This window comes from Maricaulis maris (assembly GCF_036322705.1).
GTDB lineage: Bacteria > Pseudomonadota > Alphaproteobacteria > Caulobacterales > Maricaulaceae > Maricaulis > Maricaulis maris_B.
The window spans coordinates 1,505,100-1,523,090 of sequence record NZ_AP027270.1 but is presented as its reverse complement, the minus strand read 5'-3'; the positions used below and the strand labels follow the sequence as shown (position 1 = coordinate 1,523,090).

The 17,991-nt window shown below is 65.6% G+C and carries 14 protein-coding genes; 6 read left to right on the top strand and 8 right to left on the bottom strand.

Going from position 1 to position 17,991, the window contains the following annotated elements:
- Positions 1-3 precede the first annotated feature (3 nt).
- Positions 4-1,443: a glutamate--tRNA ligase gene (gene gltX / locus AAA969_RS07130; RefSeq protein ID WP_425324996.1), complete on the bottom strand. Its 1,440-nt coding sequence runs from the start codon at positions 1,441-1,443 to the stop codon at positions 4-6.
- Between the two features lie 70 nt (positions 1,444-1,513).
- On the opposite strand from gltX, the gene AAA969_RS07125 reads away from it, so the two are divergent.
- Positions 1,514-3,679 carry a ComEC/Rec2 family competence protein gene (locus tag AAA969_RS07125; protein WP_338245071.1) on the top strand — a complete coding sequence of 722 codons (2,166 nt, stop codon included), beginning with the start codon at positions 1,514-1,516 and terminating at the stop codon, positions 3,677-3,679.
- A gap of 529 nt (positions 3,680-4,208) precedes the next feature.
- Here AAA969_RS07125 and lexA read toward each other — a convergent pair.
- From lexA to AAA969_RS07105, 4 genes are all read right to left on the bottom strand, one after another.
- Positions 4,209-4,907, bottom strand: a complete 699-nt coding sequence (gene lexA, locus AAA969_RS07120; protein ID WP_338245069.1) for a transcriptional repressor LexA — start codon at positions 4,905-4,907, stop codon at positions 4,209-4,211.
- Positions 4,908-5,003: 96 nt separating this feature from the next.
- Complete coding sequence (trpC, locus tag AAA969_RS07115; protein ID WP_338245067.1) at positions 5,004-5,810, bottom strand: indole-3-glycerol phosphate synthase TrpC; 807 nt, start codon at positions 5,808-5,810, stop codon at positions 5,004-5,006.
- Between the two features lie 3 nt (positions 5,811-5,813).
- Positions 5,814-6,833 carry an anthranilate phosphoribosyltransferase gene (gene trpD / locus AAA969_RS07110; protein ID WP_338245065.1) on the bottom strand — a complete coding sequence of 340 codons (1,020 nt, stop codon included), beginning with the start codon at positions 6,831-6,833 and terminating at the stop codon, positions 5,814-5,816.
- Positions 6,834-7,141: 308 nt separating this feature from the next.
- Positions 7,142-7,732 carry an anthranilate synthase component II gene (locus tag AAA969_RS07105; RefSeq protein ID WP_338245063.1) on the bottom strand — a complete coding sequence of 197 codons (591 nt, stop codon included), beginning with the start codon at positions 7,730-7,732 and terminating at the stop codon, positions 7,142-7,144.
- A 98-nt stretch (positions 7,733-7,830) separates the two neighbouring features.
- On the opposite strand from AAA969_RS07105, the gene AAA969_RS07100 reads away from it, so the two are divergent.
- Positions 7,831-8,928 carry a divergent polysaccharide deacetylase family protein gene (locus AAA969_RS07100; RefSeq protein ID WP_338245062.1) on the top strand — a complete coding sequence of 366 codons (1,098 nt, stop codon included), beginning with the start codon at positions 7,831-7,833 and terminating at the stop codon, positions 8,926-8,928.
- Here the strand turns inward: AAA969_RS07100 and trpE are convergent.
- Together trpE and AAA969_RS07090 are read right to left on the bottom strand one after the other, a co-directional pair.
- Positions 8,893-10,389: an anthranilate synthase component I gene (gene trpE, locus AAA969_RS07095; RefSeq protein ID WP_338245060.1), complete on the bottom strand. Its 1,497-nt coding sequence runs from the start codon at positions 10,387-10,389 to the stop codon at positions 8,893-8,895. The genes AAA969_RS07100 and trpE overlap by 36 nt on opposite strands.
- Complete coding sequence (locus tag AAA969_RS07090; RefSeq protein WP_338245058.1) at positions 10,386-12,323, bottom strand: peptidylprolyl isomerase; 1,938 nt, start codon at positions 12,321-12,323, stop codon at positions 10,386-10,388. Before AAA969_RS07090 ends, trpE begins: the two co-directional genes overlap by 4 nt.
- A gap of 174 nt (positions 12,324-12,497) precedes the next feature.
- Between AAA969_RS07090 and tpiA the strand changes: the two genes are divergently transcribed.
- The 4 genes from tpiA (at position 12,498) to AAA969_RS07070 (ending at position 16,482) form a co-directional block, all read left to right on the top strand.
- Positions 12,498-13,247, top strand: coding sequence for a triose-phosphate isomerase (gene tpiA, locus AAA969_RS07085; RefSeq protein WP_338245056.1), 750 nt, complete (start codon positions 12,498-12,500; stop codon positions 13,245-13,247).
- A 71-nt stretch (positions 13,248-13,318) separates the two neighbouring features.
- Positions 13,319-14,365, top strand: coding sequence for a response regulator receiver protein (locus AAA969_RS07080; protein WP_338245054.1), 1,047 nt, complete (start codon positions 13,319-13,321; stop codon positions 14,363-14,365).
- An 89-nt stretch (positions 14,366-14,454) separates the two neighbouring features.
- Complete coding sequence (gene secG, locus AAA969_RS07075; protein WP_338245052.1) at positions 14,455-14,778, top strand: preprotein translocase subunit SecG; 324 nt, start codon at positions 14,455-14,457, stop codon at positions 14,776-14,778.
- A 75-nt stretch (positions 14,779-14,853) separates the two neighbouring features.
- Positions 14,854-16,482, top strand: coding sequence for a CTP synthase (locus tag AAA969_RS07070; protein ID WP_338245050.1), 1,629 nt, complete (start codon positions 14,854-14,856; stop codon positions 16,480-16,482).
- A gap of 43 nt (positions 16,483-16,525) precedes the next feature.
- On the opposite strand, the gene AAA969_RS07065 is transcribed toward AAA969_RS07070, so the two are convergent.
- Entirely contained in the window at positions 16,526-17,914 is a 1,389-nt protein-coding gene (locus AAA969_RS07065) for a pyridoxal phosphate-dependent decarboxylase family protein (protein WP_338245048.1), read from the bottom strand.
- Positions 17,915-17,991: the final 77 nt, after the last annotated feature.

The window sequence follows — 17,991 nt, the reverse complement described above, 5'->3', positions numbered from 1 at the left end:
CGGTCACGCAGTCGCGATCGGCGTCATCTGATCCTGTATCCGGCCCAAGGTCTCGTCGCGACCGATAAAGGTCATGACCAGGGCCAGGTCGGGAGCGGGTGCTCCTCCGGTCAGCGCTGCGCGCAGCGGCTGACCCACTTTGCCGAACCCGACCTCTTCGGTCTCGGCGAATTCCTTGAGCGCGTCCGACAACGCGGCTTCTGTCCACGTATCCACATCGCCGAGATGCGTGAACAGGCGGTAAAGCCGCTCCCGCGACTCATCGTCCTTGAGCGGTTTGGCCGCCTTGCCCTCCAGCACGAACGGGCGCGGGCGGAGCAGGAAATAGTTCTGGCCGGCGAGCTCTGCCAGTGTCGAGGCGCGGGTCTTGAGGACCGGCATGGCCGCCATCAGGCGCTTGCGGGTGATATCGTCCGCATCGATGCGGTCTTCAAGGGTATCGAGGAAGGGCAAAACCAGTTCCGTCAAACGCGCATCATCGGCCTGACCGATATGGTGTGCATTGATGTGGTTCAGCTTGTCGATATCCATCCGGGCCGGCGCCTTGTTCAGACCGCCCAGATCGAAGGCCGCGATGGCCTCGGCGTCGGAGAATAATTCCTGGTCGCCATGCGACCAGCCGAGCCGCAGCAAATAGTTGCGCAGGCCCTCGGGCAAATAGCCCATCTCGCGATAGGCTTCGGCGCCGAGTGCGCCGTGACGCTTGGACAGTTTCTTGCCGTCCTGGCCGTGGATCAGCGGGACATGCGCGAAGACCGGCTTGTCCCAGCCCATGGCGTCATAGATCTGGCTTTGCCGGGCGCCGTTCACCAGATGATCGTCGCCGCGCACGATATGGGTGATCTCCATGTCGTGATCATCCACCACGACGGCGAGATTATAGGTCGGTGTACCATCCGAGCGAAGCAGGATCAGGTCGTCGAACTCCTTGGCGGCCCAGCGGACCTGGCCCTGAACGGCGTCGTCGAGCACGACATCGCTATCGGGCGCCTTGAAGCGGACCGTGAAGGGTGTGTCGGCCGGCGCATCGGCGGGATCGCGGTCGCGCCAGGGCGAGCGCAGGGCGCGTCCGGCGGCGAAGGCCTCATCACGCAGCGCCTGGACCTCGTCGGTCGTGCAATAGCATTTGAAGGCGTGGCCACGTTCCAGCAGCGCATAGGCCACTTCGGCATGCCGTTCAGCGCGGGCAAATTGGGAAATCGCCTCGCCGTCCCAGTCGAGGCCGAGCCAGCCGAGGCCGTCGAGGATGGCGTCGATCGCCGCCTGGGTCGAGCGGGCGCGGTCGGTGTCCTCGATACGCAGGAGGAACTGGCCACCATGATGGCGGGCAAACAGCCAGTTGAACAACGCCGTGCGCGCCCCGCCAATATGCAGGAAGCCAGTGGGCGAGGGGGCGAAGCGGGTTCGAATCATCTTGTCGTTGTTTTGCAATTGCGAATTCATGCTGCACTGCGAGACGGGGAAGTCGTGTTAGCATGAATATCAGCTTTTGCGATAGACCGTAGGCTGCTTGATGCTTCAACCTGACGCAATCCTGCCGCATGGCGTGGCAAATCGAGGGACGAAATCAGCCAAATCGGTTGATGCGCTTGCCGATTTCGGACCGGCGGTGGTTGCGGCCCTGGGCGCAATTATCGGGACCGGCCTCTATTTCTCACTCCCCTTCGAGCCGTCCGGCGGGCTGATTTTCGCGCTTTTTGCGCTTGGGACAGCCGCCGCCGCAACCAATCGTTTTTCCCCTCCTGGCCGAAAACGACTGGAGCGTACCGCGGGCATGATCGCCATCATCCTGTTGGTCGCGTCCGTTTTCATGCTCCGGGCCGGGGCCCACACCCATGCCCATCATGGCCGGTCGCCGGCCATTGAGAGCGGACGGGCAGTCGCGGTCGAGGGCTGGCTGGAAGCGATCGATCGAAGCGGGTCCGGGCGGCAGCGCCTCTTGATCCGGCTGAGGAATGATCCGGACACCCTGGCCCCGTCCGCCATCGCCCCGTCTGGCCGTCAGCGTGTCCGTGTGCTGGGTGATCCGGGCGCGATCGGTCCCGGTGACGCGGTCATGGTCCGCGCGGTGCTGGCGCCGCCGCGGTCAGCGGCTGTCCCGGGCGGCTATGACTTCGCCTTTCATGCCGGTTTCGAGGACATTATCGCGACCGGGTTTGCGGTCGCACCGGCGGAACCGGGGCCCGCCTTGGCCCAGGACCGCGTGGAGCGCCGCATCGCGCGCCTGCGGGCCGGCCTGTCGGCGCACATCCGCGACCGCATGGCGCCTCGACCGGGCGGTCTTGCGGCTGCCCTGCTGACCGGCGACCGCGCCCATGTCGATCCGGGCGATGTCGAGATCCTGCGCCGCTCGGGTCTGGGTCATGTCCTGGCGATTTCGGGCATGCACATGGCGCTGCTGGCCGGCGGTGTGTTCTTTGCTGTCCGGCTGGCGCTGTCAGCGGCGACCGTATGGGCCCGACGTCAGGATCCAGCCGTGCCGGCGGCCTGGATCGCGCTGGTCTTTGCACTCGGCTATCTGGTGATCTCCGGTGGCGCGATCCCGACCCAACGCGCCTTCATCATGACCGTGACCGTGCTGGGAGCGGTCATCCTGAGACGGCGGGCGCTGTCGCTGCACACGCTGGCTCTGGGCGTTGTCGCCGTTCTCGCCTTGCAGCCCCAGGCGGTCATCATGCCGGGCTTCCAGATGTCCTTCTCGGCTGCCGCCGCGCTGATCGCCGCGGCCCGGGTCTGGCAGGACCGGCGCGACACATCGGGCGCGCGCGGCCTGGTCGGACAAGTCCGACTGTTCCTCGGCGGGCTGGGGACGACCAGCCTGGTCGCCGGAACCGCGACGGCGGGCTTTGCCGCCTTTCACTTCCACCGCATTGCCAGCTTCGGACTGGCGGGCAATCTGCTGGTCATGCCGATTTTCTCGCTGATCGTGATGCCCGCCGGTGTGCTGGGCTTTGTGCTCATTCCGCTCGGTCTGGACGGACTGCCCTTCGCAATCATGGAGGCGGGGCTGAGCGGGATGCTGCAGCTGGCGGCCATGGTGGCCGACTGGCCGGGCGCGCAACGCCTGGTCGCCGCCGCCTCAGGACCGGTGCTGGCGCTCTTCTCGACCGGCTTTGTCCTGCTCTTGCTGCTGCGCGGACCGTCGCGGATGACGGGGGCGCTTGTCATGGGGCTGGCGCTGGTCATCTGGAGCCTGGCGCCGCAACCCAATCTTTTCATCTCCGAGACCGGATTGATCCTGGCTCGCGAGACATCCGCCATTCAGGACTCCGAGACCGGCGGGGCCATGGAAGCGGGTTCGGGCTGGGTTGTCAGCGATCGCCGCCGCTCGCGCTTTGCGGCACGGGTCTTTCTGGAGGCGCGCGGTGAGGGCGGACCTGCGCCGACACGCTGGTCTGCGAATTGCGACGCCATGGGCTGCAGCACGCCGCTGGTCGGGCTGAGGTTGACCCGGCTGACCAGGCTCGATGACTGGCAAACGGACTGCCAGCGGTCCGACCTGATCGTCAGCGATGTCGACATCCCCGGCTGGATCGAGGCGCGCTGCGAGGCCGTGGTCTTCGATCCGGATCGTCTCGATCGGACCGGAAGCCAGCTGATCCGGATATCGAAGGGACACATCCGCTCGATCCGCAGTGCACGCCCCGAAGGGCAGGAGCGACCCTGGCGCCCGCTCTGACAGGCGTGAGGGCAATTCAGGTGCCGCCAGCCGCCGCGCCGATGTGCGACCTGGGCCAGGCTCCGTCCTCGGCAGCCAGACCTGCGGTGCACAGGCCATGGCGTCCAAGGTCCGGCTCAATCGAGGACAACACGCATCAGACGACCTGCAAACCATCATACCGACCGCAGAGCATCACACGACCTGCAGGCCATCAGACGAACGACAGGGCCATGAGACGACCCGCAGGACATGGGACGAATGCCCGGGACGATCACACGAGCTGCAGACCCTCGCGCTGGATCACAGGATCCAGCGCCGCATCGAAAGGCCGACGCACGGTATCAAAAACCTGGATCAAAACCTGGATCAAAACCTGGCACGACATCGCGACGCCGGGGCGCGGTGACAGCGACACCCTTGCAGCGAATTGAATGGCTCGGCGGACCCGCGTGCCAGACAGAACTGCCACACGCCACGTCACGCTCGGTCAGCTCGATTGGCTCACACCCGGCCGGCGCCAGAGGCAAATCAATCGCCCGTCGATCGGCTAGTGATACTTGCGGATCAGTCCGACCAGACGGCCCTGAACCTTGACGCGATCCGGTCCGAAGATGCGGGTTTCGTAGTCCGGATTGGCGGCTTCGAGGGCAATCGAGCCGCCCTTCTTGCGCAGCCGCTTCAGCGTGGCTTCCTCGTCATCGACGAGGGCGACGACAATGGTGCCGTTTTCGGCCGACTGGCAGCGCTGGATGAGGACCGTGTCGCCATCCATGATGCCGGCTTCGATCATCGAATCACCCTTGACCTCAAGCGCGAAATGCTCGCCCGCACCGACCATGCCGGCCGGGAAGGCGAAGCGGTCGGTCTCGTGCTGGATGGCGGCGATGGGGACGCCGGCAGCGATCCGGCCGAGCATCGGCACATCAATGGTGCCATCGCTGTCGGTCGGTTCCGGCTTGGCGAAATTGCCGCGCACGACATTCGGGCCGAGATTGCCCTTGGGGACGGATGGCGCTTCGGCGACCGCCGCTGACTCCGGCAGTTTGAGAACTTCCAGCGCGCGGGCCCGGTGGGCGAGGCGGCGGATGAAGCCGCGCTCCTCCAGGGCGGTGATGAGACGGTGAACGCCCGACTTGGAGGCCAGCTGCAGGGCGGCCTTCATCTCGTCAAACGAGGGCGAAACCCCGGTTTCCTTGATGCGACCATGGATGAAGAGCAAAAGCTCGTTCTGTTTGCGCGTCAGCAAGGTGACCCCCTTGTTCGCATTCCCGGATTCAGGCTGACACCCGCGGGAACAAATCAGGAATAGGAGGTCATGTTCTATAAGTGTTCCGAAGAGGCGTCAAGCGCTTCCGGCGCGACCGAGGAGCGCCCGCGTGGCCGCTGTCACGTCGCTCTGCCGCATCAGGCTTTCGCCGACCAGCAGGGCCCGTGCGCCCGCCGCCTTGAGACGCACGGCGTCGGCATGGCTGGCAATCCCGCTCTCGGCGACCAGCAGCCGGTCGGAAGCCACCATCGGGGCCAGGGTATCGAATGTGTCCAGCGAGGTCTGGAAGGTCCGCAGATTGCGGTTGTTGACGCCGAGAAGCGGGGCGTCGAGGGCCAGCGCGCGCTCCATTTCCGGTGCGTCATGGACCTCGACCAGAACATCGAGTGACCATTTGGCGGCTTCGTCGATCAGGGCGCGGGCGGTGTCGTCATCGATCGCCGCCATGATCACCAGGATGGCGTCGGCGCCCAGCATCCGGGCCTCCGCGACCTGGTAGCGGTCATACATGAAGTCCTTGCGCAGGGCGGGCAGGGAGACCGCGGCCCGTGCCGCCGTCAGGAAGGCGTCAGCGCCCTGGAAGCTCGGCCCGTCGGTGAGCACGGACAGGCAGGTCGCGCCGCCGGCCTCATAGGCGCGGGCCAGGGCAGGCGGGTCGAAATCGGCGCGGATGAGGCCCTTTGACGGGCTCGCCTTCTTGATCTCGGCGATCAGGCCGAGGCCCTCGGGTGCACTGGCGAGGGCGGCCTGGAAGCCGCGAACCGGCGCCGCATCGCGCGCCGCCGCTGCGATCTCGTCATAGGGGCGGGCGGTCTTGCAGGCGTCGATATGATCGCGCTTGTAGGCGCCGATGCGGGCCAGCGTATCCGGTGTTGCGGCCATGGCTCAGGCCTCCCCGTTGGAAATGGCGACCATGCGGTCGAGTGCGGCACTGGCGCGGCCATCATCAATGGCGGCAGCCGCCAGGACAGCCCCCGCCGCAATGGTCTCGGCCAGACCGGCGAGCATCAGGGCGCCGCCGGCATTGAGCACCGCGATGTCACGGAAGGCGCCGGTCTCGCCATCGAGCAGGGCCCGGATCGCCGCCGCATTTTCCTGCGGCGTACCGCCCTGCAGGGCCTCATCGGAAACGACAGGCAGGCCGGCCTCTTCGGGATGGAAACTGTATTCGCGGATCTCGCCATCGCGCAGCTCGGCGATGTCGGACCCGGTTGTGGTGGTCAGCTCGTCCATGCCGTCCTGACCGCATATCACCAGCGCGCGCTCGCAGCCGAGATCGCGCAGCGCAGTCGCCATCGGGACCAGCCAGCGCCTGTCATAGACGCCGAGCAATTGCCGTTTCACCCCAGCCGGATTGGACAGCGGCCCGAGCAGGTTGAACACGGTGCGGACCTTGAGCGCCTGGCGCGCCGAACCGACATGGCGAACGGCTGCGTGATGGGCGGGGGCGTAGAGAAAGCCGACCCGGGCCTCGTTCAGCGAGCGCTCGACCAGGGCCGGTGCACAGTCGAGCTTGACCCCGAGCTGGCCCAGCACGTCCGACGAGCCGGATTCGGACGATGCCGCCCGATTGCCGTGCTTGGCGACAATGGCGCCGGCGCCGGCGGCAATGATGGCGGCGGTGGTTGAGATATTCCACGCGCCCTTGCCGTCGCCGCCGGTGCCGCACGTATCGATCGCACCCTCGGGCGCGTTGATCCGGGTCATGCGGCTGCGCAGGGCCCGGGCGCCGGATGCGATATCGCTCGGGCGCTCGCCAAGCGCCGCGAGACCGATCAGGAATCCGCCGATGGCGGCGTCCGCGACATCGCCGGACATCAGCTCGTCAAAAGCGCCGGCGATGGCCGTATCAGCCGGAAATTCGCCGCGCGCAAAGGCGGTCAGGCAGAGGGAAATGTTTTGCATTGTCAGTCGTTTCGCTGAGTAAGATCAAGCACGACACCAGGTCATGCGCCGGTCAGGGGCAGGATGTTTTGCGCCATCGATGGACCGACCCGCCGAAGGTTGGCGGCCAAGGGTATCGAACGCGCGCCGGATCCGGCACAGCCCTCGCGCCGGCACCTTGGGCCGGGCAAAGCGGGTCTGTGGCGGAGCAAGACGGCATACCTGTCACCGGGTTGAACAAAGCGAACCCGCACGATTTAGCGCGTGCCTGCCGCCGGTTCAACGCTCGCTCGCGGTGTTTGCGGTCAGGCGCCGCTGCCTGGGCCGGATCAGGCTGCGGCGGCGCGGGGCAGGCCGGTCAGATCGAGGAAATTGCGGAGCAGGTCGTGGCCGTGTTCCGAGGCAATCGACTCGGGGTGAAACTGCACCCCGTGAACCGGGCGCTGGCGATGGCACAGGCCCATGATCTCGCCATCGGCGGTGTGCGCTGTCACCCGCAGCACATCCGGCACGCTTTCGGGACGGACCGCGAGCGAGTGATAGCGGGTCGCCGTGAAGGGGCTGGGCAGGCCGGCGAAGAGACCGGTCCCGTCATGCTCTACCGGGCTGGTCTTGCCATGCATGATGGCCTTGGCCGAGATCACCTCTCCCCCGAACACCTGGCCGATCGACTGGTGACCGAGGCAAACCCCGAGGATCGGCATGTCATCCGGTGCGGTGGCGATCAGGTCGAGGCAGATACCGGCCCGGTCCGGATCGCACGGGCCCGGCGACAGCACGATGCCACTCGGCTTCAGGGCGAGGGCGTCGGCGGCGCTCATCGCATCATTGCGGATCACCCGGGTCGTGGCCCCCAATTCCTGGAAGTAGTGGACCAGGTTGAAGGTGAAACTGTCGTAGTTGTCGATGATCAGCAGCATGGCGCTCTCCCTTGCTCAAACCTAGTCAGTGGGGGCGGTTTCGCCAATCCCGCCAGCGCATTAACGCCTGATTAACCGCCTTCGCGCGCACTGGTGCCATGACCCGACGCAGCGCAGCTCCCCTGAAGGCGCGACATTCCGCGATCCCGGCCTTTGCCGGTGCGTTGGCGGCTGCGGCCTATCTCCTTGGTGCGATTGTGTTTTCAGTGGCAAGCAAGGGCGGTTTTCCAGCGCCGGCGATGGCATCGGCAGACAGTTCCGGGCAGCATCAGGGCGTTCGAGTCACCCGCGCCCGCAATCTTGATTCGCTGGATCCGGTCCCGGTGAGCGCCGTCGCCGATGCCCTTGCAGCGCCGATTGATGTCGCCGCATCAAATATGAGCCCGGTTGTCATCGCTCCGGCGGACCGTCCGGCCCCGGCGCCCCGGCGGCCCCGGATCGCAATCGTGATCGATGATGTCGGGCTCGACATCGCTGCCGCCGAGCGTGTCCTTGCCCTGCCTGTTGCGCTGACCGTGGCCATTCTGCCCTATGCCGACGCCTCGGCCGAGCTGGCCGCCCTGGCGCGGATGAGCGGGCACGACGTGATGCTTCACATGCCGATGGAACCGGTCGGTCTGGCTGATCCGGGACCGAATGCCCTGCGGATCGGTCTCAGCGATGCCGACCTCCAGGCCCGGATGCGCTGGGCCATGGCCCGTGTGCCGGGGGCGATCGGTCTGAACAATCACATGGGCAGCCGGTTCACGACCGATCCACGCGCCCTGCGGGTGGCGCTGTCGGCGATCAGTCATGACAATCCGCTTTTCCTTGATAGTCTGACCACGGCGGAGAGCCGCGGTCGGGCCGTGGCGGCGGGCCTGGGCCTGCGCGCGCTGGAGCGGGACATCTTTCTCGATCATGATCTCGACGCGGGCTCGATCGAGGCGCGGCTGGCCGAAGCGGTAGATCTCGCCGGGCAGGACGGGTACGCGGTCGTGATCGGTCACCCACATGCGCTGACGCTGGAAACGCTCGAGACCTGGCTGGCCAGCCCGGCGGCACAGGGTATCGATTTCGTCACCACCACCACGCTGTCGGACGCCGTCCTCGCCAGCGAGCCGGGGCTTCAGGCATCAGCGATCCAGGCTTCAGGGGGCCAAGCTTCAGGGATTCAGGCCTCAGTGATCGAGGCTGTCAATCGCGGCGCGGAATAGCGCTTCCGCCTTGTTGACCGTCTCGACGCGTTCCGACTCGGGATCACTGTCGAGCACGACACCGGCACCAGCCTGGACATACATGCGGCCATCCTTGAACACCGCCGTGCGCAGCGCGATCGCGGTATCCATGCCGCCATCGGCACTGAAATAGCCGACAGCTCCGGCGTAGACGCCGCGACGATGGGGTTCCAGCTCGTCAATGATCTGCATGGCCCGGACTTTCGGTGCGCCCGAGACAGTGCCGGCCGGGAAGCCGGCAAACAGGGCCGAGACGACATCCTCGCCCTCGGCGAGGTCGCCTTCCACATTCGACACGATATGCATGACGTGGCTGTAGCGTTCCACGATCTCGCGCGCCGTGATCCGGACCGAGCCGGGCTTGGCGATGCGGCCGACATCATTGCGGCCGAGATCAAGCAGCATCAGATGCTCCGAGCGCTCCTTGGGATCGGCCAGGAGATTGGCTTCCAGGGCATCGTCCTCGGCCGGTGTCCGGCCGCGCGGTCGGGTCCCGGCGATCGGGCGGATGGTGACGACATCGCCGCGCAGCCGGACCAGGATTTCCGGGCTCGAACCGACCACTTCAAACCCGTCAAAGCGGAAGAAGAAGAGGAAGGGTGAGGGATTGAGGCGACGCAGCGAACGATAAAGCCAGAACGGGTCGGCCGGATAATCCGCCGAAAAACGCTGGCTCGGCACGACCTGGAAGGCATCGCCGGCGCGGATATAGTCGCGCGCCTTGTCGACCGCCGCGCGGTAGTCGTCCTCACTGCGATTGGACTGGCGCGCGCCGAGCGCACCGGTTGGCGGTGCGATCTCCGGTGTCGCGCCGGACAGTTTTTGCAGCGTGGTCTGGAGGCGCTCGACCGCGGCGTCATACGCTTCGCGGGCCGAATATTCGCCCGGCCGGACCGGGCAATAGACCTGGATCTCCTGCTTCAGCGCGTCAAAAACGACCATGGTCTGGGGGCGCAGGAGAATTGATTCGGGCAGGCCGAGCGGATCGGGTGCGGCGCCTTCGGGCAGGCGCTCGAGATAGCGCACCATGTCATAGCCGACATAGCCGAACAGGCCGGACGCCAGTGGCGGTGCATCGGCGGGCAGGGCGCAGTGAGCCGCCTCGATGACGTCGCGCAGGGCGGTCATCGGTTCGGCGTCAATCGCGGTAAAGGTCCGATTGGCCACGTCGATCCCGCGCGCTTCGCTGACGGCCCCGTCGCGGCATTGCCAGATCAGGTCCGGGTCGAGCCCGATCGCCGAATAGCGGCCGCGCCAAGCACCGCCCTCGACCGATTCGAGCAGGAAGGCGTTGGGCTGGTTGGCGGCCAGACGGAGATAGGCCGCAACCGGGGTCAGCAGGTCATCGACCCGCCGCGCCTGGAGGACGCAGCTTTCCCCCCGCTCCAGCCGCTCCGCAACGGTCCGGAAATCGGGCGAGATCGGCGCGTGCGGGGTCATCGCGGTGTGCTGGAATCGGTCTCGCCGATGGCCAGCGAGTACAGGCGCTGATCAATCGACTCGTCGGTGATGCCATAGTCGCGCAGCAGGAATTCCCGGGTCGCGAAGATCACGTCATTGCCCAGTTCACCAGCGATATCGGTCGCGATCCCGTCCAGGTCTGCGGCCGGCGCCGAGGCGATCTCAGCCGGGATGATCTCATTGACCGTGAGGACCAGGTAGCGACCCTCGCCGACCTGCAGCATGTCGTAGCTGCCCGGTTCGATGCTGAAGGCTGCCGAGACCGCGTTGCGCGTGAAGGCACCAGCGGTCTGGCCGCGTTTCAGGGTCGAGGTCTCGGTGCGGCCACCGGTGGTGAGGCTGACAATCTCCATGTCGTCGCCGGCTTCCAGCTGGGCCAGCGCGTCCTCGGCGCGGGCCTGCAGCTGGGTGTCGACCTGGATCGAGCGCCAGCGTGCTTCGGCCTGCTCGCGGACTTCCTCGAGCTCGAACGGGCGGCTCGGGATGATGGAGTCGACGCGCAGCGTGTAGAAATCGGTCTCGTTATAGGTTTCCAGATTGGTCGCGAAACCCTCGATCTGGTCGAAGGCGGCGGGCAGGATTTCCGGGGCCAGTCCCTGATAGCGTTCACCGTCAAACTGCAGGTCCTCATCAATGGAATTGAGGGCCAGCGGCGCGTATATTTCGAGCGGCGTACCGGTCTGCTCGGCAGCGGCTTCAAGCGAGGCGCCGTCAGCACGCGCGGACTCGAAGGCGGCGATGGCCTCATACATGTTGTCCGTGGCCTGGGCAGTGGCCGCATCGGCCTGCAGGCGCTCACGTTCCTCCTCGAAGCTCGGCACGGTGGCGTCCTCAGCGAGGGTCACCAGCACCGCGCTCCAGCTGAAGCGGCCTTCGACGGCCTGCGCCTCGCCTTCGCTCATGGCGAAGACAGTTTCGCCAAGCTGGCTGTCGGGAACCTCAAACAGCTGGACGCTGTCCTGGACCAGCGGGGCATCGAGACCCAGGGCACTGGCGACAGCGGCCGGCGTCTCGCCATTGGCGAGGCGGGCAGCGGCCTCCTCGGCGGTCGCCTGGTCGCTGGTCGTCAGCTGGGCAAAACTGCGCAGGGCCGGAGTGCCAAGGCGGTTGGTCTCGACCTCGTAATCATAGGTCTCGCGCAGGGTTGCCTCGTCGATGGCGACATCGCGGATGAAATCCTCGATGCGGAAGCGGACCAGGGTGATGGCGCGGAATTCCGGTCGGGTGAAGAGCGGCTGCCCGTTGGCGCCGGGGGTCTCCTCGATGAAGGTCTGGAGCTCCTCATCGGTCGGATCGGCGATCTCGTCAGCGGTCGAGGCGTCGATGACGAGGCCGGTTACCCGGCGCTGTTCCTCGGCGACCAGGTAGCGAGTCGCGGCGATCTGGTCAGGAATGCCGGAAAAGCTGGCGAGCGTGCCCAGTAGCTGGGACCGCAGGATGTCACTCTCGATATCGCGGGCGAACTGGTCCTCGGTCATGCCGGAGCGGCGCAGTGCAGCCACCATGGTGTCGCGGTCGAAGCGGTCGGTGACCGGATTGCGGAAGGCGGGAATGTCAGCGACATCGCGGACGATCGTGGCATTGGACGCCTCCAGTCCGAGGTCCTGGGCCCGGGCAGCGAAGGCGGCGAGGGTGATCTGCTGCTGCAGGACCTGGCTGGCGAGCCCTTCCTGGCGCGCCAGGGCCCGCGTGATACTGGGATCCTGCTCCTGCAGGCGGGCCACTTCACGGTCGAACGCCGTCGCCAGCTCGCGCTGGCTGACCCGTTCCGGGCCGACCACAACCACGGCATCACCGCTTCCGGTAAAGATGCCCCCGGCTCCGGGAAGGCTGATGGCAAAGGCCAGAACCAGCAGGACAATGATGACCAGCGCCAGCGGCGACTGCGCGAAAGACCGGAAATTTGACAGCATGAGACCGAAAAACCCTTGGGAAACGTCGCGCGGAAGGTAACGGCGCGGTATTGCGGTCGCAAGCGCCGGGGGCGGTTGACCTGCGATTGTGGGCAGGCCCCGTTGCCCAGGCCGGGTTAGATGAGTAATCCTGCCGCCTCGAACGGGGACGAAGCTGGGTCAATCGGGGGCAGGATGACGCGTCGCACACTCATCGCGGGAAACTGGAAAATGAACGGCCTGGCTGACGGGCTGGGCTTCTTTGCCGAGATCGCTCCGGCGGTGGCGAAAGCCGATGCCGACGTTCTGGTCTGCCCGCCGGCGACCTTGCTGCGTGACGCGGCGCGCCTTGCGGCGCCTCACGGGGTCCGGGTCGGGGGGCAGGACTGCCATGCGGCGACCAGCGGCGCCCATACCGGCGACATCTCGGCCGCGATGCTGCGCGATGCCGGTGCCAGTCATGTCATCGTCGGTCATTCCGAGCGCCGTGCTGATCATGGCGAAAGCGATGGCGATGTCCTGGCCAAGGCCGAGGCCGCCCTGGCAGCCGGGGTGACCCCGATAATCTGCGTCGGCGAGACCCGGGAGGAGCGCGAGGCCGGGCAGGCGGCGGCCGTGGTCGCGCGTCAGCTCGCCGGTTCACTTCCGGTTGTATCGCCGGGTATGGAGTTGGTCATAGCTTATGAGCCGGTCTGGGCGATCGGCACCGGATTGACCGCGTCGGTGGAGGATGTTGCGGCCATGCATGACGCCATCCGCGACCAGCTGCCTGAACCGCTAACCACCTGTATTCTTTATGGAGGTTCGGTCAAGCCGGACAATGCGGCCGAGCTCCTCGCGCTCGCCGATGTCGATGGTGCGCTGGTCGGCGGCGCCAGTCTCAATCCGCTTGATTTCATGGCGATAATCAAGGCGGTCAGTCGCAAAAGCGAACCACTCCGGTAAGCGGATCGAAACTTATTTGCGTCAGGGTCCAAGGCTAAGTTTTGTCTAGCTGCTTTGGAGCCGATCCGAGTATGGCCGATACCGACTACGCCCGGGCCTCCGTCCTGTTGTTCGATCCGATACACGTGAATCAGCGCACGACGCGCTATGCCTTGTTCGAAATCGGCTTTCGCAAGATCGAGTGCGTTTCCTCGCTGGAAGATTTCAAGAGCGGAATCGCCGACAGTGCGCCGACCCTGATCGTTGCCGAATCCAGCGCAACCGATGCCGAGATCTTCAACCTGGTCCGTGCGGTGCGGCGCGGGGAGGTCGGCGGCAATCCCTTTGTCGTGATGCTGCTGACTACCTGGAGCCGCGATACCGGTCATATCCGCAAGGCGATCGAATGCGGCGCGGACGATGTCATCGTGCGTCCGTTCTCGACCATGTTCGCCGAGGAGCGCGTGAAGACGCTGATCAAGGGACGCAAGGACTTCATCGTCACCTCCGATTATATCGGCCCCGACCGGCGCAAGGATCCCGGGCGCTCGACCGATGCGCAGCCGATCACCGTGCCGAATTTTCTCAAGGCCATGGTCGAAAATGACGAGGAAGCGCTCAGCAACGGCCAGCAATGGGTCAATGAGGCGCGCGAGGCTGTCACCACCGAGCGTGTGCGCCGCGTGGCCATGCGGATCGTGATCACGGTCGAGCTCGAAGCCTCGCAGACGAAAGAGGGCAAGGTCCCCGTCGCCCTTGACGTCAAGGACCTGCAGCGCTCGGCCCGGGAATTGCGCGCGCATGTGCTACGCGCCCGCCGCCGCGAAGCCGCCGAGGTCGCCGCCGCGCTGATCGATCAGATCGAACAGCTCGGTGATGGCCGCAATGCCGAGCCCGGGACGCTGAAACTGGTCAAGGAGCTGGCCATGGGCACCTATGCGGCCTTTGCCAATGGCGACACGATCGAACGCTCGAAGGACGAGATCGGCCGCACCGTTTCCAATCTGCGCAAGCGCCTGCAGGCGCGGGCCGAAGCCAACAAGCGCACGGCCCAGCTTGCCGCCGAGGCGGGCGCAGGGGAAACCGCAGACGATGCTGGCCAAGCCGGGTCACCTGAGATAAAACGCGCCGCGATGTGACCGGGCGGTGCTGGCATCGCACCGGAAACTCCTTATATCACTGGTCGAGCCGCCAATCCGGCGGTCCGGCCCGGCTTATGGCGGTATTCATGACCACAGTCCTTTTGATCATCCAGCTTCTGGTCGCCCTTGGTCTCATTGGCGTTATCCTGCTGCAGCGATCGGAAGGCGGGGCTCTGGGTATCGGCGGCGGCGGTGGCGGCGGCATGATGTCCGGTCGCGGCGCGGCCAATATCCTGACCCGCACAACCATGATTCTGGCCGCGGTCTTCATCGGCAATTCGATCCTGCTCGCCATCCTGACCGGTATCTCGGCGGACGGAAGCAGCGTGTTCGACACTGAAATCGACAACCCGGCGACCGGCGTTATCGAACAAGAGGATACGGGCGCTCCGGTGCCGACGGACGGCTAGTCCGACCCTCTTTTTTCACGACATTATCAACTCGCGTCTTTCGAGGCGTCCGAATCTGGGATAATCAGACGGCCCATGCCGCGATATATCTTCATTACGGGCGGCGTGGTCTCCTCCTTGGGAAAAGGCCTCGCTTCAGCCGCTATCGGAGCCCTGCTTCAGGCGCGTGGATATAAAGTCCGCCTGCGCAAGCTGGACCCCTATCTCAACGTTGATCCGGGCACGATGTCGCCCTATCAGCATGGCGAGTGCTATGTGACCGATGACGGGGCGGAAACCGACCTCGATCTCGGCCATTACGAGCGCTTCACCGGCGTTCCCGCCAGCCAGTCCGACAACATCACCACCGGCCGCATCTATTCGCGCATCATCGAGCGCGAGCGTCGTGGTGATTATCTCGGCGCCACGGTGCAGGTGATCCCGCACGTCACGGACCAGATCAAGCAATTCGTCCTGTCGGACGCCGGCGATGTCGATTTCGTGCTCTGCGAGATCGGCGGAACGGTCGGTGATATCGAGGGCCTGCCCTTCTTCGAGGCGATCCGCCAGCTCGGCCAGGAGCTCGGCGAAGAACATGCCGTCTTCCTGCACGTCACCCTGCTGCCTTTCATCAAGGTCGCTGGCGAGATGAAGACCAAGCCGACCCAGCACTCGGTCAAGGAATTGCGCTCGATCGGTATCCAGCCGGATATCCTCCTGTGCCGCTGCGAGATCCCGATCCCGGCTGGCGACAAGCGCAAGATCGGCCTGTTCTGCAACGTCAAGGAAAGCGCCGTCATCGAGGGTCGCGACGCGGCCTCGCTCTATGACGTGCCGCTGGAATATCATCGCCAGGGTCTCGATACAGAGATCCTGCGCTGCTTCGGCATCGACGATGCCCCGGCGCCGGACCTCACGCGCTGGGAAGCCATTTCCGACACCATCGCCAATCCCGACGGGGAAGTGACGATCGGCGTGGTCGGCAAATATGTCGGCCTGCTCGACGCCTATAAATCCCTCATCGAAGCGCTCGCCCATGGCGGCATCGCCAATGGCGTGAAGGTCAAGCTCAAATGGCTCGACAGCGAGCAATTCGAGAAGGACGACCCGTTCGAACCCCTGGAAGACGTGCACGGCGTGCTGGTTCCCGGCGGCTTCGGCGAGCGCGGCGTTGAAGGCAAGATTGCCGCAGCGAAATTTGCCCGCGAGCGCAAGGTGCCCTTCTTCGGGATCTGCTACGGCATGCAGATGGCGGTGCTTGAAGCCGCCCGCAACCTGGCCGGCTATGACGACGCGGTGTCCTCGGAATTCTCGAATACCGGCGAGCCGGTGATCGGTCTGCTGACCGAGTGGACGCGTGGCAATGAAGTCGAGACCCGCTCGGCCGGCGACGATATGGGCGGCACGATGCGCCTCGGCGCCTATCCGGCGGTCCTCAAGGAAGGCTCCAAGGTCCGCGAGATCTACGGCCAGGCCCATATCGAGGAGCGTCACCGGCACCGTTATGAGGTCAATGTCGGCTACAAGGACAAGCTGGAAGCCTGCGGGCTGAGCTTCTCTGGCCTGTCGCCGGATGGCATCCTGCCGGAAATCGTCGAGATCGCTGACCATCCCTGGTTCATCGGCGTGCAATTCCACCCGGAACTCAAATCGCGGCCCTTCGAACCGCACCCGCTGTTTGCGAGCTTTATCGCCGCAGCGCTGGAACAGAGCCGGATGGTTTAGGGGCGAGGGGCCTTCCCCTCCCTGCCAGCTGTGGAAAACCGTCTCAGCCGCCTGCCAGCTCGCCGATTACGCCCACAGCCTCCATCACATCGCCCCGCGTGCAGTCAAACTGCCCGACCTGGAAGCGGATCACATAGCGGCCGTCATGGCGGGTCTGGGTGAGGTAGGTGCGGCCGTCCGTGTTGATGCGTTCGAGCAGGTCCGCGGTAGCCTCGTCGCCAGCCGTGCAGGCAAAGCTGAACAGGCTGAAACGGGGCTCGGTGACAATCTGAAGGCCGGGCCGGGCGCGAATCGCCTCGCAGGCCTCGTTTGACCAGGCGATATGGTTGCGGATGCGGGTGCGCAGGCCCTCCAGCCCGTAGGCACGGATCAGGAACCAGAGTTTCAGCGCCCGGAAGCGGCGGCCGAGCGGGATGGTCCATTCGGAGTAATTGACCGCATCCTCCATGCCCGGCGTTTCCAGATAATCCGGCCGCAGGGTGAGGGATTTGAGCTGGTCGGTTGGGTCCTTCAGGAATTGCACCGAACAGTCGAACTGGGCGCCGAGCCATTTATGCGGATTGAAGACGATACTGTCGGCCCGCTCGGCCCCGGCCCAGATGTGGCGCAGCTCCGGGCAGATCATCGCCGAGCCGGCCCAGGCCGCGTCGATATGGGTGTAGAGGCCTTCCTCCTGCGCGATGGCGAGAATGGCCGCTACAGGGTCGCTGGCGCCGATGGCGGTGCCGCCGACACACAGCACGACACCGGCGGGCAGGTGTCCGGCGGCGCGGTCGGCGGCAATGGCGGCGCGCAGGGCAGCCGGGTCCATGCCGTAATCGCTGTCGGTGGCGATCTTGACCAGATTGTCCTGACCAATACCGGCGACCCAGCACGCCTTGTCGACCGAGGAATGGGTCTGCGCCGAGGCATAGATTCGCGGCGCGGCCTCACCGGCCAGACCGGAGCGGATGCCGCGCCAGTCCAGGGCTCGCTCGCGCATCGTCATGACGGCGGAGAGCGTGGCCGAGGAGGCGCTGTCCTGGATCACCCCGCGCCAGCCCTCGGGCAGGCCGACCGCCTGGCGCAGCCAGTCGATCATGCGGGTTTCCATCTCGGTCGCTGCCGGCGAGGTCTGCCAGAGCATGCATTGCGCCGCCATGGTGGTGACAAGCTGTTCGGCGAGCATCGAGGCCGGCGCTGCGTTGGCGGGGAAATAGGCGAAAAAGCGCGGGTGCTGCCAATGGGTCATGGCGTCGGGCACCAGACGCTCGAAATCGGCGAAGATCGTCTCCATCGAGGTGGCATCCTCGGGCGGCGTGGCGGGCAGGGCATCGAACACCTCGCCCGGCGCTGTCTGCGCCCGAACCGGCCGGTCGCGCAAACCGTCCAGATAAGTCGCCGACCAGTCGGCAATCCGGCGTGACCAGTTACGGAAATCCTCGAGTGTCATGACCGGCTCCTGCCTAACTTGTCCCCGTTTTACAGCGCCGACGCATCTAAACCACTTGTCACACGCATCTGGGAGGA